Here is a 23300-nt window from a genome sequence, read left to right on the forward strand (position 1 = left end):
TTAATAATTGGCCTGTTCACTGCGAGATTCGCGCCAATTGACCGTCCGCGCCGGCGACATCTTCACATAGCCCTGATCGCCGTTGAGACGTTCCGTGGTGCGGTCCGAATCGATAGGCGACATGGCGCGTGGTCCCAGAAGATCAGCCGGATTGGCTACCTGAGCGGCAAGATTGTTCTGCGACGCGCAGCCAAAATTGGCGTAGTGCTTGTTTTCAGGCGTGCTGGCGAGATCGTCCGGCCAGCGACCGCACGGTGTCGTTCCAGCTGTCATCGCATAATAGCTGATACGGATGGGGGCCGCTGCTTCCGGGTTGTCTACGGGATAGTTTTCGATGGCGATATTGTTCGCCTTGATACCGCTGCGCCGCAGTGTTGCCGACACCTCTGTGCTCAGCCGATAGGCTGCGGCCTGATTGGATGCACCCGATGGCACGAGAACATAGAGCATGCCGGAACCGCTGCGCCGATAATTGGCGATGGCACCCTGAACGATGCCGCGTTGCATCGGGCTCAGCTTCTGGTCAGCCTGTGCGACCGGAATATCGGTGACCTGTTCCCGCTCGGCAATCGTGATCGGATGGTTTGTGCGGTAATCGTCCGGCAGTGCACCCACAGTGACGTGCTGGCGGTTCGCGCAACCCGCGAGAAGGGCCAGCGACAGGGCGACAAGCGCTGGTCGGGCGGAAATCCTGCAAAAGCCTCTGACTGAATATGTCATGATCTGTCCCCGCTCACTTGTAGATATAACCGACGACGCCGTTGTAGCGACCGGGCGGCAGTTTGGTTTCCATCGTGCCGTAAACGCGATTGACCTTGCCAAGGATGTATCCCGCACCATCGCTGGCCGGGTTGAGATTGTCGTCAGGCCGCGCAAGCTGCTGGCGGGCAACAGGGCGCGCCAGATAAGGCGTCACGATCACCACCAGTTCGGATTCATTGCGGATGAAATCCTTGCTGCGGAACAGTGCGCCGAGGACCGGAATCTTGGTCAGGCCCGGAAAGCCTGAAACCGACTGACGCACTTCATCGCGGATCAGCCCGCCGATCATCATGGAACCGCCGGATGGAAGCTCAACCGTCGTGTCAGCGACGCGCTTGCGCAGCGACAGAACACTGGCGCCCACGCCGTCCATCTTGTTGGTCGTGCCGGCACCTTCGGTCGTCGGTTCCGAGACGGAGGTTCTGATTTTCAGGCTGATGCGTCCCGGCCCCAGCACGGTCGGCATGAATTCGAGACCGATACCGTAATTGATTTTGGCCAATTGATTGGTGCGTTTTCCGTCATCGTCATAGGTGACGCTGTTGATGACATTATATTCGCCGCCGACATTGAAAGCTGCTTTTTCGCCGGAGATTGCCGTCAGCGTCGGCTCGGCGAGTGTCTTCATCACGCCTGCCGATTCCATCGCCCGCAGATAGGCGGAAAAATTGCTCGTCGCGAGGCCGAATCCGGTATCGGATAGGTTGTTGCCGATAGCTCCGGCAATACTCTCGGAAATTCCACCATAGGAAATGCCGTTCGAAACACCGCCGCCGCTCATATTAACGCCAAGCTGCTTCATGACGGAGCGGCTGACCTCGGCGACGGTGACTTTCAGCGTCACCTGATCCTCGCCGACGATAGTCAGCATATTGACAATGGCGCTTTTTCGGCGGTTTTCGTCCGGATTGTTGATGGCGACGCCGCCGCCGTCGGTCGGGGCCGAGGCCGTGGTTGAATACTGACCAGTTGTTGCTTCGCCACCGGAAACGAAAAGACCGGCAAGTTTTGCAGCCTGTGCCGAATCCTGCGGGGTCTGCACCGTTCCGGTCAGCACCACATTGTCGTTGATGAGTTCGACGCGAATATCGGAACCGGGGATGAGGCGCTTCAGCTGAGACGAAATCCCGCTCACGTCCCGCTCGATTTCGACATCGATGGATGCGACCTGTTCGCCGTTCGGACCGAAAACGAAAATATTGGTCTGTCCGACCTGCTTGCCGAAAAGATAGATGCGCCGCGACGTGCGGGTCACCGCATCGGCGATTGTCGGGTTGGAGACGAGAACGTCATAGGCATCCTGCGGAAGATCGAGAACGACAGACTTGTTGAGGCCAAGTTTGATCGTCTGCGAACGCTGCTGGCTGCCGACCTTGACAACGCCGGCTGCCGCCATAGCGGACATATCGGTGAGTTGCAGTGAAAAGGCGGCAAGCGCGCTGGCAAAAAGCGCGATTTTTGCGGAATGCGGGCGCACGCGTTTTATCTTTCTCATGAGCGCGGTCCTATTTCTATGACGCTGCCGGACTTGATGATCTTGACCGTACCGTTGCGGGTCGGCGAGGAAACCAGATAGTCGGCCTGCTTGATATCCTTGTCCTCGACATCCTGTGTCGAGCGAAGCGCCAGCGTCAGGCGGTCAGCCATCTGCTGGGCGACGGTGATGATTTCGGCCTGTTCCGGCGTGACTTCGAGCGTGGCGGTCTGGCCGACCATGACCTTGCGGCCCTGTTCGTCTTCCTGAATGGCTTGATCAATGGCCAGAACACGTACGTTCTGCAGCACGGTTTCCGTGGTGAAAGGTGTCAGCGATTTATCGCCATTGTCCGGCTTGCGGCGGGTCATGATGACATCGACGAAATCATTGGGAAGAATGAAACCGCCTGCCGAACTTTCGGCATTGATCTGCGTCGCGACGGCGCGCATGCCGGGCGGCAGGATCGACGACATGAAGCTCTGCCCCGGACCGATGAGCTTGGTCTTGCGGATCGGTTCACCAGTAAAAAACTGCAACCGCACGGTCGCGCCGCTCAATTGATTGATGGCATCGGGTTCGCTCGCGCGGGTGATATAGCCATCGCTAAGTGCTTCCGCAGGCCAGGGCTGCCAGCGCATCTGCGATGTCAGTTCTGCGCCGACGCCAAGATTCTCCGTGGCAACCAGCACGTCTTCCAGTTTCATCTGCGGTGTTTCGGGTGCGACGACAACGGGGGCAGGCGGTGGCGCGGAGAGGTTCATGGCAATATAGCCAGCTCCACCAGCCGCAAGAACGGCCACTCCTAAAATGAGCAGTCGAGCTGATTTCATGATGTGCCCCGCGCAAATCCCCACGTCTCGATGACGTGTTCCGAAATTGCACTGGGAATCGTGTAATTATGGTTAATATAATCTTATTCGAATGAAGAAAGATTGGGAGTACACGCGAGCGTTGCGCATAAAAGCGCTTAAAGTACCCCTGGCAAATAGGCTTTCATCGTTTCTCCGACCGGCGACAGCGGAAATGTCCAGAGACCGGCAGCGCCGAGGGCGATACCATAGGGAATGCCGACATCCTTACGGGCGAGCGTTCCCATGAAGGCATAGCGATCTGCCAGAAGCGGACGGGGGATCATCCTGTAGAGGATGATCGTGAGTGTCAGCACGCCGCCCAGGATTGAAACCATCACAAGATAATCCATCAGGCTGACATTGGGACCGAACCACAGGGCCGTCGCCGCAATGAGCTTGGCGTCACCGCCACCCATGGCGCGAAGGCAGAAGAGCGAAAAAGTGACAATGAGCGCGATGCCACCGACCGCCAGATGCCAGCCGTAATCGGAAAGCGAGATGCCGCAAAGCGGTGCGAGCAGGATGAAACCGAGTGTCAGGCCGATGGAAACGCGGTTACGGATGGTCATCGACATCAGGTCGGTGATCATGGCCGTCACCATTGCCAGAGCGAAGATTACCGTCATGGCTGCTGCTGTCATTGCCGATGCCCCCGCGTCGCCTGTCATCCTATCATTTGGCCACCGTTTGCACGGAACGGCATTCTGTCGATTAGCGGTTGGTCGCCTGTTCGAACTGTGTGGTTGTGTCGTTGAACTTTTCGCCGACATTTCCGGCCACAAGCGCGACGCCGCTGATAATCATTATCGAAACAAGCGTGCCGATCAGCGCATATTCGATTGCTGTCGAACCGGCCCTGTTCTTCATGAAACGCGTCATCAATGTCGGCATCGCATGCTCCTCGCTGTTCCGGTCGCGCTGGTTTTTGAAATGCGCTTTAAATTCGGATGTGCTCAAGCATAGGAGAGAGGAATTGTGGCCCTCTTAACAATCAGGGTTAATGAAGTGTTTCGGCGCTTTCCGGGGGGCGGCAACCGCGCGATTGGTTAATCTTTGGCGAATTGCGGGCGTGGCATGCAAGGAAGGGTAGCGACTTAATTCTTCCTTCACCAATCCTGTTCATTCTTTACTCATTATATTGATGGGGCTTCATGAGCTTGGCCCATTATATCAGCGGGGGAATGTCGCGTGGCGCGTCGTTTGTTTTCTTTGGGTGGCTTCGGCACGATGCCTGCCATGGGCATTGCGTTCACGGCAGTTTTTGCCGCCGCACCCGCGTTTGCGGAAGAATATATTGCCCTTGAAACCAGCCAGGCGCGCATTTTGCGGCTGGCGCGTCCTGCTGACAGCGTGGTGATCGGGAACCCGTCGATTGCCGATGCGGTTGTTCAGGATGCACAGACCATCGTTCTGACCGGCAAGGATTTCGGCGTCACCAATATTGTCGTCATGGATAAACAGGGCGAACCGATCCTCGACCGTGAACTGGTTGTTTCCCGCAATACACGCGGAACGACGCGGATTTATCGTCAGGCTGACGTGCAAACGCTTTCCTGCACGCCCTATTGTGAAAAAGCCTCGACCAAGAACGGTTTTGACGACAAATAGCGATAATCGCGCGTGAGCCATTGCTTCCGTTAATACTCTTTCAGGTTGTCCTGTTGTAACGATACGCCCCATCGAATTCAGAAAGAATTGGGTGGGGTATGACATTGGAGCTTTTGGCGCGTCACCTTGCGCGGGTAGGCGTAAGCCTGCGCCGTTTCGTCCGTGCACAAAATGGCGTGGCGGCGGTGGAATTTGCGTTGCTCATCTTTCCATTCCTGCTCATCGTCTTTGCGACGATTGAGGTCGGTATGAGTTTTACTGCGCGTCAGGTCATATCCAACGCGACGGAGACGGTGGCGCGCAGATTGCAGACGGGCCAGATCAGGGGGACTGCGATAAGCGAAGAAGCCCTGCGCAAAGAACTCTGCCAGCAGATCCAGTTCATGGTCGCGTCCGGCTGTCCCAATCTTTCGTTCAACCTTGGAACCTATGAAGGGTTCGGCAGGGTTCCAACGGACAAGATTCTCGATGACGAGGGCAAGCTCACGCGGACAGGCATTACCGGGACGAGCGGGACATCAACGATCAACCAGCTCAATGTGGTGTATGCCTGGCCGGTGCTGACGAACATCCTTTATCTGATCGAAAGTCCACATGCTGCGGGCGGCACCATGCCGCTTTTTGCGACGCTTACCTGGCAGAATGAACCCTTCCCGAACTAGAACAACCGACGTGCTCCCCGAAAAGCGTTTCTAACTTTTCGAGATGCACTCCAGAGCGATCAATTGTCATGCGTAACTATCTTCGGAAATTTCTGAGTGACCGGCGCGGCCTGGGAGCGGTTGAATTCGCACTCATCGCGCCCCTTCTGCTTCTGATTTATCTTGGCTCCGCCGATCTTGCCGACGGGTTCGATACGAACAAGAAAGTGTCGCGATCGGCGAGCAGTCTCGCCGATCTGGTTGCTCGCCAATTGTCGGTCACGAAGAATGATCTAGACGACATGTTCAATATCGGTCGCGCTTCGCTTCTGCCCTATGGCCGAAGCGACCCGAAGATAAGGATCACCGCACTCAGGATCGACGGCACGGAGAAGGCAGGCAACCTGACGCCGAAGGTCGATTGGTCCTATGCCAATATCGCGGATTTTGCGGCGAAGAAGGATGCTGTCGGCAATCTTCCGGCAAGTCTCGTGGGTGAAGGCTCCTATTTCATCAGGGTCGATGTCGAACTTGACTACAAGCCGCTCAATGCATGGCTCTCGACGAGCATTCCGATGAGCGAAACCTATTATCTGGCGCCGCGCTATACGAACACGATCCCCTGCACCAATTGCTGAACGTCTTGGCATTGCCGACAAAACTGAACATATAAGGACAAAGCCAATGCATGGCTCATGTTCAGGATCAGTTTTCAATGCCCGAATTACCAGAGGTCGAAACGGTTCGCCGTGGTCTGCAGCCCGTCATGGAGGGCGCGACCGTCAGTCAAGTCGAACAGCGCCGGCCGGACCTGCGCTTTCCCTTTCCCGAACGTTTTGTCGAACGGCTTTCCGGCCGGCGCATTTCGGCGCTTGGACGCCGCGCGAAATATCTCACGATCCATCTCGATGACGGCCTTTCCGTCATCAGCCATCTTGGCATGTCGGGTTCGTTTCGCATTGAAACCGATGACGGCGGCGACACGCCGGGCGAATTCCACCATGAGCGCTCCAAGCTGAGTGCACATGACCATGTCGTGTTTCACCTCCTGCGCGCCGACGGCGCTCCTGCCCGCATCGTCTACAACGATCCGCGTCGCTTCGGCTTCATGCTCTTTGCGGAAGAAGGCACGCTCGACAGTCATCCGCTGCTGGCAAGCCTCGGCATAGAACCGACAGGCAATCTGCTCTCGGGCGCCATTCTGGCAGAGCTCTTCAAGGGACGTCGGACGCCGCTCAAGGCGGCGCTGCTCGATCAGCGGCTGATAGCCGGTCTCGGCAATATCTATGTTTGTGAGGCACTCTGGCGCAGCCACCTGTCGCCCATGCTTGCCGCCGGGTCCGTTGCACAGGACACCGCAATCATGGAGCAACTGGCTTCCGATATCCGTACCGTGATCGCAGAAGCCATTGCCGCAGGCGGTTCAACCCTCAAGGACTATATTCAGGCAGACGGCGCGCTTGGTTATTTCCAGCACTCCTTCTCCGTCTATGGGCGCGAGGGCGAGCCTTGCAGAAATCCCGCCTGCAACGGCATTGTGGAACGGGCGATACAGTCGGGACGTTCGACTTTTTTCTGTGCCTCCTGCCAGCATTGAGGCCTTGAAAAAGAAGTGATGTCGGTCCACTTTGCCGGCCAATCGGTGAAAGCGCATCCCGAAAAGTGTGAAACGGTTTTCGGCCAGGATGCGCGGTTCAAACCAAAAAGACAGAGCATTTTCCGTGATTCAGGAAAAACAGGAAATGCTTGATCTGCCTGAAGGAGGAGTTCAAATCCATGGCCTATGAAACGATCATCGTCGAGACACGCGGCGGCGTCGGCCTCATCCGCCTCAACCGCCCGCAGGCGCTGAATGCGCTGAACCGCAAGGTTCTCGATGAGTTGACCGAAGCTCTCGGCGCTTTCGATACGGACGGTAAGATCGGCGCTATTGTCCTGACCGGTTCCGAAAAGGCTTTCGCTGCCGGTGCCGACATCAAGGAAATGCAGCCGATCGATTTCGTGGACGCCTATCTTCAGGACATGTTCGCTGACTGGCAGAAAGTGGACCGTGTCCGCAAGCCGATTATCGCGGCGGTATCAGGCTATGCGCTCGGCGGCGGCTGCGAACTTGCCATGATGTGCGATTTCATCATTGCAGGCAGCAACGCGAAATTCGGCCAGCCGGAAATCACGCTCGGCGTCATGCCCGGCATGGGCGGCTCGCAGCGTCTCACGCGCTATGTCGGCAAGTCCAAGGCGATGGATATGTGCCTGACCGGACGCATGATGGATGCGGCGGAAGCCGAACGTAGCGGTCTCGTCTCGCGCGTTGTCGCGCCGGAAGAGCTTCTGGACGAAGCGCTGAAGGCCGCCGAACGCATTGCATCCTTCTCCCGTCCTTCCGTGCTGATGGTCAAGGAAGCGGTCAACCGCACCTATGAAATGACGCTGAGCGAAGGGCTTCGCTTCGAGCGGCGTCAGTTCCATTCCCTGTTCGCGACGGAAGACCAGAAGGAAGGCATGGCAGCCTTCATCGACAAGCGTACACCGTCGTTCAAGAATCGCTGATTGATCGGCTGGCGGTCCAGTGACCGCCCCGACAAGAGCTTGCCGGAAGCCTTCAAGTCGCTTTTGACGGGCTTTCGGGCCGGGTTTGCGGCTTTTTGATCGAGCTTTGGGGCAGAATCCACGTTGACGCCGCGCCAAAGCTGATCTATAAGCCCGCCCACGGATCGGTGGCCCCAGGGAACCTCAAGGGATTTTCTCGGCTGCCCTAGAGGTTTTGTGCCCGGCGGTTTTTGCCCCTGGCTAGCTGACAGAAAAAAGAGAGGCATTTATGGCCAATACTCCTTCGGCCAAGAAGGCAGTGCGCAAGATCGCTGCCCGCACCGAAATCAACAAGTCCCGCCGTTCGCGCGTTCGTACCTTCGTGCGCAAGCTGGAAGACGCTCTGCTGAGCGGCGACAAGCAGGCTGCAGAAGTCGCATTCAAGGCTGCTGAGCCTGAACTGATGCGCGCTGCTTCCAAGGGCGTGATGCACAAGAATACCGCTTCGCGTAAGGTGTCTCGCCTTGCCCAGCGCGTTAAGGCTCTGAACGCCTAAGCATTCATCCATTCTTATGGATCGTTTTCGAAACCCGGCTCATTGTTAGCCGGGTTTTCTTTTTTGAACGTTTTTCGGAAAACCCACGTTCTTTCACTCCACCCTGAATTGTAGAGTTATTTCAATGCCTAGCTGGAATATTTCAGAGGGCGGTCAATCTTGCGCGAGGTGATTTAATTAGTGTTTTCAATTGGTTGTGAATTGTTGTCCACTGTTATCCACAGGCTGGTTTAGGGACTCGGAAGGGTGTTTGAGTCAAGGAATATTTTTAAATTTATTTTCTGACAGAACATATCAGGATCACTTAAAAATTGCCCCATGAAAACGCATTGAATCCAAAGGTGTTATTTCGCTGGCGTCCGATTCCCTACTCTTGTCGAGTCTGCCTGCAAGAGCTTTCAGCAAAAAAATGTGGTTTTCTTAGGCTTGCCCTTTGCAGCGAGGCTTCGCTAAAGTCAGGGCATAAGAGGGGTGGGCCACCGGCCCGGAGTTAGCATTAAATAGCGAGTTTGTTGGCGTGGGCGTCATAGCCCGCGGATGTTATATTCTGGTCGTAAGGTCCTGTTCCTCATGGTTGTTTGCTTACCGTTCATTAACCGGAATGCCGTTTTAGGCATGTCCCCGACAATTGAATGGTTGTGGCGGATTTCTTTCCGGGCAATCAGCCTCCGGTAAAAGTGTTGTGAGTCGTAAAAAGGTCGCCGGGAAGGAGTATCCGGGTGTGGGTCCTGATGGGACCGTTTGAGTTTGTGTTTGGCCCAGAGCTGTAGAGCCGGGCTTTGTGAGTGAGTACCTGCCGCACCAGACGGATGATAAATCTGCGGTTCGGACAGGAAAAAATGACAAGCGCCAAAAAACGGCGCGTACGAATGTGAAGGCAGGCGAGACGATGGCAATGATGACCGGCAAATCGACGGCAACGATGGGTGATGATGCACATGCGAACCGTATCCATGGATCTTCTGCTACCGGAAATGACAAGAGCCTGGTCGAGTTGAGCGGCAATGCAGGTGATGAGGTTTTCGAGCGCCTTACGGCAAAGCTGAAAGCCCGCGTCGGCACCGAGATTTATTCCAGCTGGTTCGGTCGTCTGAAGCTCGATGACATCTCTAAGAGCATTGTCCGCCTGTCGGTTCCGACTGCGTTTCTGCGCTCCTGGATCAACAATCACTATTCCGAACTGCTGACCGAGTTGTGGCAGGAAGAAAACCCGCAGATTCTGAAAGTTGAAGTCGTGGTTCGTGGCGTAAGCCGTGTGGTACGCAGCGCCGCTCCCGCTGAAACCTGCGAAGCCGCTGAAGCCAAGCCCGCCGTCGCTCCGCGCGAAAAGATGGTGTTCCCGCTCGGACAGTCCTTCGGCGGTCAGTCGCTGGGTGATAAGCGCGGTTCTGCTGTGGTTGCAGAATCAGCAGCGGCTTCGGGCTCGGTCCTGGGTTCTCCGCTCGACCCGCGCTATACGTTCGACAGCTTCGTCGATGGCGCATCGAATCGCGTAGCGCTTGCTGCGGCCCGCACCATTGCAGAGGCCGGTTCCAGCGCAGTCCGTTTCAATCCGCTGTTCATCCATGCTTCCGTAGGTCTCGGCAAGACGCACCTTCTGCAGGCAATTGCCGCCGCCGCGCTCCAGCGTCAGGAAAAGGCCCGTGTTGTCTATCTGACGGCTGAATATTTCATGTGGCGCTTCGCCACTGCCATCCGCGACAACAATGCGCTGTCCTTCAAGGAGCAGCTGCGCGATATCGACCTTCTCGTCATCGACGACATGCAGTTCCTGCAGGGCAAGTCGATCCAGCACGAGTTCTGCCATCTGCTGAACACGCTGCTCGATAGCGCCAAGCAGGTGGTGGTTGCTGCCGACCGTGCGCCTTCCGAACTGGAATCGCTCGATGTGCGCGTTCGTTCGCGTCTTCAGGGTGGCGTTGCGCTGGAAGTAGCGGCTCCTGACTACGACATGCGGGTCGAGATGCTGCGCCGTCGCCTGGCCGCCGCACAGGCAGAAGATTCGAGCCTCAACATTGGCGAAGAGATTCTCTCTCACGTTGCCCGCACCGTCACCGGATCGGGCCGCGAACTGGAAGGTGCTTTCAACCAGCTTCTGTTCCGCCAGTCTTTCGAGCCGAACATCTCCATCGACCGCGTCGATGAACTGCTTGGTCATCTGACCCGCGTTGGCGAACCGAAGCGTATCCGCATCGAGGAAATCCAGCGCATCGTGGCGCGTCATTACAACGTCTCGAAGCAGGACCTGCTGTCGAACCGCCGCACGCGCACCATCGTCAAGCCGCGTCAGGTGGCAATGTATCTCGCCAAGATGATGACGCCGCGTTCCCTGCCGGAAATCGGTCGCCGCTTCGGCGGACGCGATCACACCACGGTTCTTCATGCCGTGCGCAAGATTGAGGATCTGGTTGGCGCCGACACCAAGCTGGCCCAGGAACTTGAGCTTCTGAAGCGCCTTATCAACGATCAGGCGGCCTGATAGTCATAGCTTCCCCGTTATCAACGGCGGTTATCAACAAAAAGCCCGGGCCCTGTCGCTTTCCGACATGGCGCGGGCTTGCTTTTCTCCTTAAAAATCTGCCACTTTAACGGACCTTCTGGCGCCCCGGCGCCTTATCGACAGGGGCCGCCTGCCTGCCCGTCAGATGCAGTTGCCCTGTCCCAGCGAGCGAGTGCGTTTGAACATGCGTGTTACCCTAGAGCGATCGAACCTTCTCAAATCTCTCAACCACGTCCATCGCGTCGTGGAGCGCCGCAACACGATACCGATTTTGTCGAACGTGCTTTTGCAGGCTGAGGGCGCAAGCCTCGCGCTCAAGGCGACCGACCTTGATCTCGAGGTCAACGAAGCGACAGCCGCCATGGTGGAACAGGCAGGTGCCACGACGGTTCCGGCACATCTTCTCTATGATATTGTCCGCAAGCTGCCGGATGGCGCTGAAGTCATGCTGTCCACCAACCCGGATGGCGGTTCCATGTCGGTTATTTCCGGCAAGTCGTCTTTCCGCCTGCAGTGCCTGCCGCAGTCCGATTTCCCGGAACTGACCGCTGGTGCCTTCACTCATTCCTTCCGGATCGAGGCGCAGGCGCTGAAGCGTCTCATCGACCGCACGCAATTTGCGATTTCGACGGAAGAAACCCGTTATTACCTCAATGGCATTTTCTTCCACGCCATCGAAAGCGACGGCGCCCTGAAGCTGCGTGCTGTCGCGACCGACGGTCACCGTCTGGCGCGCGCCGAGCTGGAAGCGCCGTCCGGCACGGAGGGCATGCCGGGCATCATCATCCCGCGCAAGACGGTTGCCGAATTGCAGAAGCTGGTCGATGTGCCGGATGTGGTCGTTACAGTTGAACTGTCGGACGCCAAGATTCGATTCACTGTTGGATCGGTCGTCCTCACCTCGAAGCTGATCGACGGAACCTTCCCGGATTACCAGCGCGTGATTCCGTCCGGCAATGACAAGAAGCTCACCATCGGACGCCAGGAATTTGCGGCCTCCGTGGATCGTGTCTCGACCATTTCGAGCGAACGTGGCCGCGCGGTAAAACTTTCGATCGCCGATGGCCAACTGACACTCACCGTCAACAATCCTGATTCCGGCAGCGCAACCGATGAGCTCGCGGCGGATTACGATGCTGATCCGCTCGATATCGGATTCAACTCGAAATATCTGCTCGACATTACGAGCCAGCTTTCGGGTTCGGATGCGGTCTTCATGCTCGCCGACGCCGGTTCGCCGACACTGGTGCGTGACACCGGCGATGAAGATGTGTTGTACGTCCTGATGCCGATGCGTGTTTAAAGAACAGAAAAGTGAATACGCCTGAGCCTAATCAAAGCCGCCCGGAACGTGTTTCGATCCGGCGGCTCAAACTTTTGAATTTCCGCAATTATGCGGAACTGTCACTGCCACTTGGCCCCGGCCATGTCGTGCTGACTGGTGAGAATGGCTCCGGCAAGACCAATCTGATCGAAGCGATTTCCTTTCTGTCGCCGGGACGCGGCCTGCGCCGTGCTGCCTATGACGATGTTGCCCGCACCAACTCGTTCGACGGTTTTGCCATTCATGCGGCGCTCGACTGTATGATTTATGGCGAAGCAGAAGTCGGCACCGGAACCGCTGGTGGTGGCGAGGGTGGCCGCAAGGTACGTATCAACGGGATTGCCGCTTCCGGCGACGATATGCTCGACTATGCGCGTATCCTCTGGGTGGTGCCGTCTATGGATGGGCTTTTCACCGGAGGCGCTTCTGATCGCCGGCGGTTTCTCGACCGTATGGTGCTTGCCATCGATACTGCCCACGGCAAGCGCGTGCTCGATTATGAAAAGGCGATGCGCAGTCGCAACCGCTTGCTGAACGATGGCAACAATGACGATCAATGGCTGGATGCGATTGAAAGCCAGATGGCGGAACTGGGCACTGCCATTGCTGCTGCGCGCGCCGAAGCCATGCGCCTGATCGCGGCGATGATCGAACGGCTGCCTGCCGAGGGACCGTTTCCCAAGGCTGATTGTTTTCTGGAGGGGGCGCTGGAGCAGAGAATCAATGTCGAGGCAGCGCTCGATCTTGAAGAGGATTTCCGCCGTACACTGCGCGATGGTCGCGCGCGGGACCGGGCGGCGGGCCGCACGCTCGACGGCCCGCATCGCACCGATCTGATCGTCCAGCATCGCCCCAAGGCCATGCCAGCCGCGCTCTGTTCCACGGGCGAGCAAAAGGCGCTTTTGATCGGTCTCGTGCTTGCCCATGCCCGACTGACGGCAGAGCTTTCCGGTATGGCTCCGATTCTCCTGCTCGATGAAATCGCAGCACATCTCGATACGGGCCGCCGCGCCGCGCTCTTCGGCATCCTTGATGAGCTTGGCGGACAGGCCTTCATGACCGGTACGGATCGCGCGCTTTTCGAAGCGCTCGAAGGGGAAGCGCAGTTCTTCAACGTCTCTGCCGGTCACCTTACAAGACTGTCTGACGCCTGATTCGAGAATCGGTTCCAATTTGGCATCGTGCCGTGAGGCAAAATATCCGCTGACAGCGCCTTGGGAGAGGCATATGTTTGGGGTATGAATGCACCATCCAGACCATTTTCGTCCGAAGAACTTGAACGCTATGCGCGCCATATCGTGCTGCCGGAAATCGGCGGTCCGGGCCAGCAGAAGCTGAAGGCCGCGCGTGTGCTGATCGTCGGCGCAGGCGGGCTTGGCGCGCCTGTGCTCCAATATCTGGCGGCTGCCGGTATCGGCACGCTCGGCATAGTCGATGACGACACTGTTTCGCTATCGAACCTGCAACGGCAGGTCATTCATGATACGGAAAGTGTGGGCCAGCCAAAGGTGGAAAGCGCGCTTGCCACCATTGCCCGCATCAATCCGCATGTGATGGTCGAAGGACACCAGCTTCGCCTTGATGCCGGTAACGTAGAAGCGTTGATCGGCAATTATGACGTTCTGGTGGATGGCTCGGACAATTTCACTACGCGCTATGTTCTGGCCGATGCTGCTGCCAGGGTGGGAAGACCGCTCGTGACGGGTGCCATGGGCCGCTTCGATGGCACGGTCACCGTGCTGATGCCCTATACGACCGGGCCGGATGGCACGCAGAACCCATCTTATCGCGATCTCTTTCCAGAAGCGCCGCCACCTGGAACAGTGCCGACCTGCGCCGAAGCCGGTGTGCTGGGCGTCCTGCCGGGTGTGATCGGCAGCCTGCAGGCGATGGAAGTCATTAAGCTCATCACCGGTATCGGCGAGCCACTGGTTGGTCGTCTGCTGCTCTACAATGCCTTGAATGTCCGCTTCGAAACCATTCGTTATAAGGCGCGCAAACCGAAATGACGGCTCTGCGTGTCGAGGCTATTGGCGAGAATTTCGGGCAGTGGGAAGAACTGCTCGGCATGATCCGCGACAGCTTCGCCTATATGGACGGCGTGATCGATCCGCCCTCATCAGCAGGCTTGCAGACGGCGGAAAATCTGCGGCAGAAGGCACAGGAAGAAACCGGTTTTGCAGCCTTTCTTGATGACAGACTTGTCGGCTGTGTCTTCCTACGGGAAAAGGCCCACGGCTTTTATCTCGGTAAGCTTGCCGTCGCACCCGCCTTTGAGGGAAGAGGCATCGGGCGATTGCTGATACAAAAGGCGGAAGATGTTGCGGTTGCAAAAGGCAAGCCATCGATTGAGTTGCAGGTGCGTATCGAGCTTACGCGCAATCGGGCGGTGTTTGAGAAGCTCGGATATCGCAAGATCGCGGAGACTGCGCATCCGGGCTATAGCCGCCCCACATCCATAACCATGCGCAAGGAGATCACGCGTGGCACTGACATTAACGCATGAAGAACGGTCGATAGCCGCAGGCGATCAGGGGGAGGGCGCTGCGATGGCAATGCGCATCGTGGCCGATACCGCGAGGCTGATGGGTGCGCCGCGTCTGATCCCTGTTGCATCCGCTCATATTGACGGCGCGCTTTATCACGGTGACAGCGGAACGCTTTTTGCTGAAAAACTGGTTGAGGGCGGCGCAAAGGTCAAAGTCCGCTCGACGCTCAATGTCGGCTCTATAGATCTGACGGGCTGTTCGCGTAATCTTTTGCCGGCTCAAGAGGCTGAAATGGCCAGGCGCATGATGCGAGCCTATATCAGGCTCGGCTGCGAACCGACCTGGACCTGTGCGCCCTATCAGGCTGGACACAGGCCAGCAAAGGGCACTGATGTCGCCTGGGGTGAATCCAATGCGGTCGTGTTCTGTAATTCGGTTCTCGGCGCGCGTACCAATCGCTATGGCGACTTTCTCGATATTGCCTGTGCGATTGCTGGCCGCGCGCCGGATTATGGTCTGCATCGCAGCGAAAACCGCCGCGCCACGGTGGTGATCGATATTTCGGCACTCGACCCGGCGTTTCTGTCTTCGGAAGTCGCATGGCCTATTCTCGGCAATCTGTTCGGTCGCAGCGTTGGCACGAATATCGGTGTCGTTGCGGGCAGTCCGATCCATCCCGATGAAGACGATCTCAAGGCTTTCGGCGCGGCATCGGCATCGGTCGGCGCAGTCGGTCTGTTCCATATTGCAGGTGTGACGCCCGAAGCGCCCGATCTTGAAACGGCTTTGCAGCACCAGAAGCCGGAAGGCGTCATCCGCGTCACGCGAGAAATGATCGAGGCGACGCGCAAGCGGCTTTCGACAGTCGAGCAGGTCGATCATATCGATGCGGTTGCCATTGGCAGTCCGCATCTTTCGATAGCCGAATTCGACCGTCTGGAGCGCGCGATAGCGGAACGCAAGCTCGCGGTGCCGCTTTATGCCTGCACGGGCCGTCACGCACTGGTTGAACTGGAGAAAGACGGGCGCAGGCAGGTGCTTGAAAAAGCAGGCGTCGTGATCGTCGCCGACACATGCGTGGTCGTTACACCAATTTTGCCAGCTAAGAATGATGCCGTTCTTATGACAAACTCCGGCAAGTTCGCGCATTATGCACCCGGTAATACCGGTTATGGCGTGCTCTACGGCTCGCTAGAAGAGTGCGTGGAAAGCGCTGTCGCAGGCAGGCCGGTTTTCGGGAGACAGGCGGCATGAGCATCGGGAAAAGTTCCATACTCGTTGCAGGCAAAGGGGCGGATGCCGAGGCGCTGGTTCTTTCTGCGCCGATCAGCTTCTGGGGTGGCGTCGATCCGAAGAGCGGGCGGATTGCTGACGTGCGCCATCCGGAACATGGGCAGAGCATTGCCGGGCGCGTTCTATGCCTGCCTGGGACCATCGGGTCGTCATCGGCTGCGGCCGTTCTTCTGGAGCTGGTCCATAGCGGTCATGCGCCTGCGGCCATTGTCCTGCACGAACCGGATGCGATCCTGCTCCTTGGCCTCATCGTGGCCCGTGAAATGGGGCATGACGTGCCTATCGCCATTGAACTTGATCGCGAGGCGCTAAAGCAGCTCGCCGGCCATCGGGTGACGGTCAGCGAGGACGGAGCAATTGGGATCGCTGCTTAATACTGCGTGTTGCGGTCGACGATGTGTTCCAGCGTCCCGTCCCGCTCGAAGGCTTCGATCTGCCGGATGATCTGCGGCACAAGGGCGGTTGCAGATGAGCTTGCTGCCGCGTGCGGAGTGATCGTCACGCGCGGGTGATCCCAGAGAGGGCTGCTGGTTGGCAACGGTTCCTGAGTGAACACGTCGAGCGAAGCTGCCGAAAGAAGCCCGCGATCGAGCGCGGCCAGAATATCGGCCTCGTTCTGCAGACCGCCGCGTCCGGCATTAATCAGCACCGGCGCGCCGAGCGGCCCGTCGCTCTTCAGTTGCGCGAACATCGACATGGAGAGGATGCCCTTTGTGTCGGGCGTCAGCGGCAGCAGACAGACGAAGATGTCGGCAGTCCTGAGGAATTTCCCAAAGCCGTCCTTGCCGTGATAGGTCTGCACGCCATCGATCTCTTGCAGACGACGGCTCCAGCCGGTGACATTGAAGCCGAGCAACTTCAGCTTTTCAGCCGCATCGCGCCCGAGCACACCGAGGCCCATGATGCCGACCGTGACTTCATGAGCCGCAGGCTGGCGGCGATCCTCATGCCAGACATGATTCTGCTGCTGCTTGCGATAGCGCTGTCCGAGACGGTGATGGTCCAGCACCTGCCAGACGACATATTCCGTCATGCGCATGGTAAGATCGTCGGAGATGATGCGCACCAGCGGCACATCGGGAATCCGGTCATCGCGGAAGACGTGATCGACGCCTGCGCCCAGCGAGAAGATAACCTTCAGATTGGGCAGGTTCTCAAGCGAGCCAGGCTTCTGCTTCCAGACGAGAGCATATTTGATGGAAGGATCGTTTTCCGTGCGATCCGTCACCACCGGGCGGTCCGGCGCATGATCCCGAAACGTCTTCAGCCAGATTTCCGGGTCCCAGTCGGTGATCGCCAGAAGGATATTGCCCTTATCATTGTTTGTCATTGCTTCGTTCCTCCCTCTGTTGCTTCCATGCGGAAGGCTGCCGCCATCAACGCCTTGGTATAGTCGGTCTGCGGGTGGGCGAAGACATCCTTCGCCGCGCCATATTCGACGGCCTTGCCGTTACGCATCACCAGCACGTCATTTGCCAGCGCCCGCACCACTTTCAGGTCGTGGCTTATGAAAAGATAGGCGAGATCATGCTTCTTCTGCAATGCGCGTAACAGATCGACTACCTGTGCCTGCACGCTCATATCGAGCGCGGAGGTCGGTTCGTCCAGCATGACGAATTTCGGGTTCAGCACCATGGCACGTGCAATGGCGACGCGCTGGCGCTGGCCGCCGGAAAATTCGTGCGGATAGCGGAAGCGGGTTTCGGGGTCGAGGTTCACTTCCTGCAGCGCTGCCACGACACGCGCATCGCGATCATCGGCGGAGAGCTTCGGCTCATGCACCAGCAAGCCTTCGGCAATGATATCTGCAATGGTCATGCGCGGAGAAAGCGAGCCGAACGGATCCTGAAACACGATCTGCATCTCGCGGCGCAGCGGGCGCATATCCTTGAAGCTGAACTTGGCAATATCGCGCCCGTTGAACCTGATCTCGCCCCTGGATGAAATCATGCGCGACAATGCGAGGCCAAGCGTCGTCTTGCCGGAACCTGATTCGCCGACGACGCCGAGCGTCTGTCCGGCACGCAGGTTCACGTCGATGCCATCCACTGCTTTCACATGATCGACGGTCTTGCGCATGAACCCCTTCTTGATCGGGAACCAGACGCGGATATCCTTGCCTTCCATCACCGTTTTTGCTGCCGGATCGGCGGCAGGCGGCTCGCCCTTCGGTTCAGCCGCAAGCAGGTGCTTGGTGTAAGGATGCTGCGGGTTTTCAAAAATCTCTTTGGTCGGCCCGGCCTCGACGATCTTGCCCTTGCTCATCACGCAGACCTTGTCGGCGATCTTGCGCACGATACCGAGGTCGTGGGTGATGAAGAGCATCGACATGCCCTGCGCGGCTTTAAGCTCGGCAAGCAGCTTCAAGATCTGCGCCTGCACGGTGACATCGAGCGCCGTGGTCGGCTCGTCGGCAATCAGCAGCTTCGGCTTGTTGGCAAGCGCCATGGCGATCATGACGCGCTGGCGCTGTCCGCCGGAAAGCTGGTGCGGGAAGGCCGACAGGCGCTTTTCCGGTTCGCGAATGCCGACTTCGTTCAGAAGTTCCAGCGTCCGCGCCCGTGCAGCCTGCTCCCCCATGCCTTGGTGCATTTTCAGGATTTCACCGATCTGCCGCTCCACACTGTGCAGCGGATTGAGCGATGTCATCGGCTCCTGAAAGATCATCGTGATGTCATTGCCGCGCACACGGCGCAGTTCCGGCTCCGAGGCCTTCATCAAATCCTTGCCATTGAAAAGAATTTCTCCGGAAGGGTGACTGGCGGATGGATAGGGCAGCAGCTTCAGGACAGACAAGGCCGAGACGGATTTTCCTGATCCCGATTCGCCGACAAGGGCTACCGTTTCACCTTCGGCAATGTCGAAGGATACACGGTCCACGGAAATGCGTTCCTCGCCATTCTGGCGGAACGCGACCGACAGATCGCGGACGGATAGCAGGATTTTGTTCCCTGATTCGATCATAGACCCGCTCATTGGCCCACTCATTGAAATGCCTTTCGCGGATCGAAGGCGTCGCGTGTTGCCTCACCGATGAAGATCAGAAGCGACAGCATCAGCGAGATGACCACGAAGCCGGTAATGCCGAGCCACGGCGCCTGCAGGTTGTTCTTGCCCTGTGCGAGAAGTTCGCCCAGCGAAGCCGAGCCGGGCGGCAGCCCGAAACCGAGGAAGTCGAGCGAGGTCAGCGTGGTGATCGAACCATTCAGGATGAAAGGCAGGAAGGTCAAGGTCGCGACCATGGCATTGGGCAGGAGATGCCGCCACATGATGGTGCCGTTCTTCACGCCGAGCGCTCGCGCCGCATTCACATATTCGAAGTTTCGGGCCCGCAAAAATTCCGCGCGCACGACGCCGACGAAAGCCACCCATGAGAACAGAAGCATGATGCCCAGAAGCACCCAGAAGCCGGGCGGCAATATCGCCGCGATAATCAGCAACAGGTAGAGAACCGGGATCGAGGACCAGATTTCGATGAAGCGCTGGAACAGAAGATCGACCCAGCCGCCGAAATAACCCTGAACTGCACCAGCCGTCACGCCGATAATGGCAGAGAAGAAGGTGAGAATCAGGCCGAACAGCACCGAAATGCGAAAGCCGTAGAGTGCGCGTGCAAAAACGTCGCGCGCCTGATCGTCGGTGCCGAGCAGATTGAAATTGCCAAAGCGGCAATTGGGATCGCTCACGCCCTGCGGATAGCGCTGGCAGCGTTCTTCCGCCGAATAGAGCCAGAACGGCTTCGACGGCGCTGCTTCCGGTATCTCGTTGTTCACGGTGTTGTAGGAATAGCGGATCGGCGGCCAGATGGCCCAGCCATTATTGTTGATCTCGTCCTGTATCACCGGGTCGCGATAATCGGTAACGGCATAAAAGCCGCCGAATTTCTCTTCCGGATAATCGACGAAAACCGGCATCAGCAGCTCGCCCTTGTAGGAAACGAGGATGGGCCGGTCATTTGCGATGAACTCGGAGCAAAGCGCTGCGATGAGCAGGAACAGGAAAATCCACAGCGACCAGTAACCGCGCTTGTTGGCCTTGAAGTTCTGCCAGCGCCGCTTGTTGAGTGGCGACAGAAACGGACGTTTTACCGGCTTTGCGGTTGGGGTGAGGGGGGTGTCGGTCATCACACGTCCCTCCGGTCAAAGTCGATGCGCGGATCGATCCACGTATAGGTGAGATCGGACAAAAGGCCGACCAGAAGGCCGATCAGCGAGAAGATGAAGAGATTGGCGAAGACCACGGGATAATCACGGTTGATGACCGACTGGTAGCCCAGCAGTCCAAGTCCGTCGAGCGAGAAGATGGTTTCGATCAGAAGCGAGCCGGTGAAGAAGGCTGAGATGAAAGCGCCCGGAAAACCGGCGATCACGATCAGCATCGCATTGCGGAAGACGTGACGATAGAGAACCTGATTCTCGGTCAGTCCCTTGGCGCGCGCCGTGGTTACATATTGCTTGCGGATTTCTTCCAGAAACGAATTCTTGGTCAGCAAGGTCGTGGTGGCGAAGGCGGAAAGCACGAGTGCAGTCACCGGCAGCACCATATGCCACAGATAGTCGCCGATCTTGCCCCAGAACGACATTTGCGCGAAATCGGGCGAGGTGAGGCCGCGCAGCGGGAACCAGTCGAAGAACGAGCCGCCCGCAAACAGTACGATCAGCAGGATTGCAAACAGGAAGCTTGGAATGGCGTAGCCGACGATGATGACCGCGCTGGTCCAGGTGTCGAAGCGTGAACCGTCCTTGATTGCCTTGCGAATGCCGAGTGGAATCGAGATCATGTAGGACAGAAAAGTCAGCCAAAGCCCGAGCGAGATCGAAACCGGCATCTTTTCTTTGATGAGGTCGATCACGCTGATATCGCGGAAATAGCTGCGTCCGAAATCGAAGCGCATATAGTTCCACAACATCTGGCCGAAGCGTTCCAGTGGCGGCTTGTCGAAGCCAAACTGCTTTTCCAGATCAGCGATGAATTGCGGGTCCAGCCCCTGCGCGCCGCGATATTTGGAATTGACCGAGCCGCTGTCGACAGCGCTTTGGCCGAAATCGCCACCACCGCCCGAAAGGCGGTCGAGAGCGTCGCCACCCTGGCCGGAAAGCTGCGCAATCACGCGCTCGACTGGACCACCGGGGGCGAACTGAACCACAGCGAAGGAAATAGCCATGATGCCGAGTATCGTCGGGATCATCAGAAGCAGACGGCGGAGAATATAAGCGCCCATCAGTCCGGCCTTCTCTTCGTGTCTGATCCAAAAGCCACCATGCTGGGCTGCAAATGGCAATTTCTGCGCTTCTGGCGCTCGCGTACCTTTAAGTACGCTGCGCTCCGGTTCCCGAAATCACCATTTTCGCCGCAGCCTGCCGTTTTTTGATTCAGACACTTGGGACTTAGCAACAGCTTTTGCCTCTTTTATTCACGATAACGATTTGATCCACCACAGCGTCTCGACGGGAAAGCCGTAATCGGGCTTCGGCTCCTTGAAACCGAACCGGTCCCAATAGGCCGCGAGATGATTCGCTGTCGTCCAATTTGGAATCCAGTCGCGCCGGATACGCAAGTACCGATCAAGCACCCGCATCGTGGCGACGAGTTCTTCGCGCGTCGAAACCTTGCCGATATCCGCAATCAGCGCATCAATCAACGGATCTTCCGTGCCGGGAAGATTATAGCTGCCCGGCACCTTGGCCGATTCGGAGCCGAACATGCCGGCAAGCGATTCCTGTGTCGGTGTCGGGCTGAACTGCAGCGCCATACCCACCATGTCGAACTGGAAATCCTGTATCCGCGACTGATACTGGCTTGCATCGACAAGCTGCAGGCTGGCGTCGATACCGATGGCGCGCAGCTTCTGAACATAAGGATTGTAGACCCGCGTGAAGGTTTCGGAATTGGAGAGTATCTCCAGCGCGAACTTCGATCCGTCCTTGTCGTGGAACTGACCGTTCTTGCGCTCGAAACCGACCGCCTCCAACAGCTTGATAGCCTGCGCAAACTGCGCACGGTCGCGGCCTGTCCCGTCCGATACAGGCATGAGTATAGCTTCGCCGAAGACAGCGTCCGGAAGCTTGCCGCGATAGCGTTCCAGCACTTTCAGCTCATCAGGTGTGGGCAGGCCACTTGCCTGAAAATCCGACCCGTTGAAACTGGATTGCGAGCGGGCATAAACTTTGTAGAAGAGATGCTCGTTAGTCCATTCGAAGTCGAAGCAGAGCGCAATTGCGTCACGCACGCGCGGATCGCGGAACCGCTCGCGGCGCTGGTTCAGCGCCCATGCCTGCATCAGCGGGCGCTTTTCTCGCGAAAAGGTGCGCTTGATGACCTTTCCCTGCTGGATGGCCGGGAAATCATAGGCTGTTGCCCAGTTCTTGGAGACGCTCTCCTCGCGGTAATCGATACTGCCTTTCTTGAAGGCTTCGAATTGCGGCTGGCGGTCACGGAAAAACTCGATGCGAATGCGGTCGAAATGGTTGAACCCCTTCTGCACCGGAAGGTCTTTCGCCCAATAATCCTCGACGCGGTCATATTCGATGAACTGACCGGCGGCGAAGTTGCCGACCTTGTAGGCGCCGGAGCCCAGCACAGGCTCCATGGTCGTGGCTTCGAAATCGCGATCCTTGAACCAGCTCTCCGACAGGATCGGCACTGTCACGGCATCGAGGATGGCGTTCGGTCCGCGCCCTTCGACGAAGCGCATACGCACTTCTCGTCTGCCGGTTGCCTCCACCTTTTCCATTCCAGCCAGCGACTGGCGCAGCGTTGGATGGCCTTTCTGCTTGATGGTTGTATAGGTGAACAGCACGTCTTTCGCCTCGATCGGCGAGCCGTCGTGAAAACGCGCTTCCTTGCGAAGCTTGAAAGTGCAACTGCGGCGGTCTTTCGAAAGCGTCGCACTTTCCGCGATCAGGCCGTATACGGAATCCGGCTCATCCAGCGCCGAAGCCATCAGCGTATCGAAGGTCAGCTCCATGCGCGGCGGCGCATCACCCTTGAACGTGAAGGTATTGAGCGTGTTGAACGTGTCGGTATTCTGGTTCCAGACCCAGCTCGACGGCGCGAAATTGAACGTGCCGCCCTTCGGTGCTTCGGGACTGGCATAGTCGAAATGCGGAAAATCGGGACCGTATTTCAGGTCACCGAAAGCGGAAAGCCCGTGCAGCACCTCGCCTGTGGGGATGTCTGCAAAGGCCTTTGGCGGCAGGAAGGCCGCAACGGCTGCACTTCCCGAAAGCCCCAGAAAATAGCGGCGGTTCATGCGAAGAATCGTCATTCT

The 23300-nt window shown here is 57.7% G+C and carries 23 protein-coding genes; 13 read left to right on the forward strand and 10 right to left on the reverse strand.

Annotated elements, in window-relative coordinates; translation table 11 throughout:
• The 5 genes from F9K91_RS06140 to F9K91_RS06160 form a co-directional block, all read right to left on the reverse strand.
• Positions 1 to 720, reverse strand: coding sequence for a CpaD family pilus assembly protein (locus tag F9K91_RS06140; RefSeq protein ID WP_151555305.1), 720 nt, complete (start codon positions 718 to 720; stop codon positions 1 to 3).
• A 13-nt stretch (positions 721 to 733) separates the two neighbouring features.
• Entirely contained in the window at positions 734 to 2257 is a 1524-nt protein-coding gene (locus tag F9K91_RS06145; RefSeq protein ID WP_151555306.1) for a type II and III secretion system protein family protein, read from the reverse strand.
• The gene (gene cpaB, locus F9K91_RS06150; RefSeq protein ID WP_151555307.1) at positions 2254 to 3069 is read right to left on the reverse strand and encodes a Flp pilus assembly protein CpaB; all 816 of its coding nucleotides are present in this window, start codon (positions 3067 to 3069) and stop codon (positions 2254 to 2256) included. The genes F9K91_RS06145 and cpaB overlap by 4 nt, the downstream gene beginning before the upstream one ends.
• Positions 3070 to 3206: 137 nt before the next feature.
• Entirely contained in the window at positions 3207 to 3731 is a 525-nt protein-coding gene (locus F9K91_RS06155) for an A24 family peptidase (RefSeq protein ID WP_235912797.1), read from the reverse strand.
• A 70-nt stretch (positions 3732 to 3801) separates the two neighbouring features.
• Positions 3802 to 3981, reverse strand: a complete 180-nt coding sequence (locus F9K91_RS06160) for a Flp family type IVb pilin (RefSeq protein WP_061344702.1) — start codon at positions 3979 to 3981, stop codon at positions 3802 to 3804.
• A gap of 297 nt (positions 3982 to 4278) precedes the next feature.
• On the opposite strand from F9K91_RS06160, the gene F9K91_RS06165 reads away from it, so the two are divergent.
• From F9K91_RS06165 to F9K91_RS06225, 13 genes are all read left to right on the forward strand, one after another.
• Entirely contained in the window at positions 4279 to 4698 is a 420-nt protein-coding gene (locus tag F9K91_RS06165) for a pilus assembly protein N-terminal domain-containing protein (RefSeq protein ID WP_151650919.1), read from the forward strand.
• Between the two features lie 98 nt (positions 4699 to 4796).
• Positions 4797 to 5360, forward strand: a complete 564-nt coding sequence (locus F9K91_RS06170; protein WP_151677434.1) for a TadE/TadG family type IV pilus assembly protein — start codon at positions 4797 to 4799, stop codon at positions 5358 to 5360.
• A gap of 68 nt (positions 5361 to 5428) precedes the next feature.
• Positions 5429 to 5977, forward strand: coding sequence for a TadE/TadG family type IV pilus assembly protein (locus F9K91_RS06175; protein WP_151677435.1), 549 nt, complete (start codon positions 5429 to 5431; stop codon positions 5975 to 5977).
• 77 nt (positions 5978 to 6054) lie between these two features.
• Positions 6055 to 6936 carry a bifunctional DNA-formamidopyrimidine glycosylase/DNA-(apurinic or apyrimidinic site) lyase gene (gene mutM, locus F9K91_RS06180; protein ID WP_151677436.1) on the forward strand — a complete coding sequence of 294 codons (882 nt, stop codon included), beginning with the start codon at positions 6055 to 6057 and terminating at the stop codon, positions 6934 to 6936.
• Between the two features lie 179 nt (positions 6937 to 7115).
• The gene (locus F9K91_RS06185; protein ID WP_010657808.1) at positions 7116 to 7889 is read left to right on the forward strand and encodes an enoyl-CoA hydratase; all 774 of its coding nucleotides are present in this window, start codon (positions 7116 to 7118) and stop codon (positions 7887 to 7889) included.
• 268 nt (positions 7890 to 8157) lie between these two features.
• The gene (gene rpsT, locus F9K91_RS06190; RefSeq protein WP_010657809.1) at positions 8158 to 8424 is read left to right on the forward strand and encodes a 30S ribosomal protein S20; all 267 of its coding nucleotides are present in this window, start codon (positions 8158 to 8160) and stop codon (positions 8422 to 8424) included.
• Between the two features lie 895 nt (positions 8425 to 9319).
• Complete coding sequence (dnaA, locus tag F9K91_RS06195) at positions 9320 to 10903, forward strand: chromosomal replication initiator protein DnaA (protein ID WP_151555319.1); 1584 nt, start codon at positions 9320 to 9322, stop codon at positions 10901 to 10903.
• Between the two features lie 205 nt (positions 10904 to 11108).
• Positions 11109 to 12227, forward strand: coding sequence for a DNA polymerase III subunit beta (gene dnaN, locus F9K91_RS06200; RefSeq protein ID WP_061344706.1), 1119 nt, complete (start codon positions 11109 to 11111; stop codon positions 12225 to 12227).
• Positions 12228 to 12238: 11 nt separating this feature from the next.
• Entirely contained in the window at positions 12239 to 13402 is a 1164-nt protein-coding gene (gene recF / locus F9K91_RS06205; RefSeq protein WP_151677437.1) for a DNA replication/repair protein RecF, read from the forward strand.
• Between the two features lie 84 nt (positions 13403 to 13486).
• Positions 13487 to 14257 carry a molybdopterin-synthase adenylyltransferase MoeB gene (locus tag F9K91_RS06210; RefSeq protein ID WP_151677438.1) on the forward strand — a complete coding sequence of 257 codons (771 nt, stop codon included), beginning with the start codon at positions 13487 to 13489 and terminating at the stop codon, positions 14255 to 14257.
• Complete coding sequence (locus F9K91_RS06215; RefSeq protein WP_151677439.1) at positions 14254 to 14754, forward strand: GNAT family N-acetyltransferase; 501 nt, start codon at positions 14254 to 14256, stop codon at positions 14752 to 14754. Before F9K91_RS06210 ends, F9K91_RS06215 begins: the two co-directional genes overlap by 4 nt.
• Positions 14732 to 15991, forward strand: coding sequence for an aconitase X (locus F9K91_RS06220; protein ID WP_208852680.1), 1260 nt, complete (start codon positions 14732 to 14734; stop codon positions 15989 to 15991). The genes F9K91_RS06215 and F9K91_RS06220 overlap by 23 nt, the downstream gene beginning before the upstream one ends.
• On the forward strand, positions 15988 to 16404 hold the full coding sequence (locus F9K91_RS06225) for an aconitase X swivel domain-containing protein (protein WP_151677440.1): 417 nt from the start codon (positions 15988 to 15990) through the stop codon (positions 16402 to 16404). Before F9K91_RS06220 ends, F9K91_RS06225 begins: the two co-directional genes overlap by 4 nt.
• On the opposite strand, the gene F9K91_RS06230 is transcribed toward F9K91_RS06225, so the two are convergent.
• From F9K91_RS06230 to F9K91_RS06250, 5 genes are all read right to left on the reverse strand, one after another.
• Positions 16401 to 17360 carry a 2-hydroxyacid dehydrogenase gene (locus tag F9K91_RS06230; RefSeq protein ID WP_151557137.1) on the reverse strand — a complete coding sequence of 320 codons (960 nt, stop codon included), beginning with the start codon at positions 17358 to 17360 and terminating at the stop codon, positions 16401 to 16403. The genes F9K91_RS06225 and F9K91_RS06230 overlap by 4 nt on opposite strands.
• The gene (locus tag F9K91_RS06235; protein WP_151677441.1) at positions 17357 to 19018 is read right to left on the reverse strand and encodes an ABC transporter ATP-binding protein; all 1662 of its coding nucleotides are present in this window, start codon (positions 19016 to 19018) and stop codon (positions 17357 to 17359) included. The genes F9K91_RS06230 and F9K91_RS06235 overlap by 4 nt, the downstream gene beginning before the upstream one ends.
• Entirely contained in the window at positions 19015 to 20154 is a 1140-nt protein-coding gene (locus F9K91_RS06240; protein ID WP_151557132.1) for an ABC transporter permease, read from the reverse strand. Before F9K91_RS06240 ends, F9K91_RS06235 begins: the two co-directional genes overlap by 4 nt.
• On the reverse strand, positions 20154 to 21251 hold the full coding sequence (locus F9K91_RS06245) for a microcin C ABC transporter permease YejB (protein WP_061345213.1): 1098 nt from the start codon (positions 21249 to 21251) through the stop codon (positions 20154 to 20156). Before F9K91_RS06245 ends, F9K91_RS06240 begins: the two co-directional genes overlap by 1 nt.
• 192 nt (positions 21252 to 21443) lie before the next feature.
• Positions 21444 to 23297, reverse strand: coding sequence for an extracellular solute-binding protein (locus tag F9K91_RS06250; RefSeq protein WP_151677442.1), 1854 nt, complete (start codon positions 23295 to 23297; stop codon positions 21444 to 21446).
• Positions 23298 to 23300: the final 3 nt, after the last annotated feature.

The sequence above is a fragment of the Brucella tritici genome, from assembly GCF_008932295.1.
In the GTDB taxonomy this organism is placed as follows: Bacteria; Pseudomonadota; Alphaproteobacteria; order Rhizobiales; family Rhizobiaceae; genus Brucella; species Brucella tritici.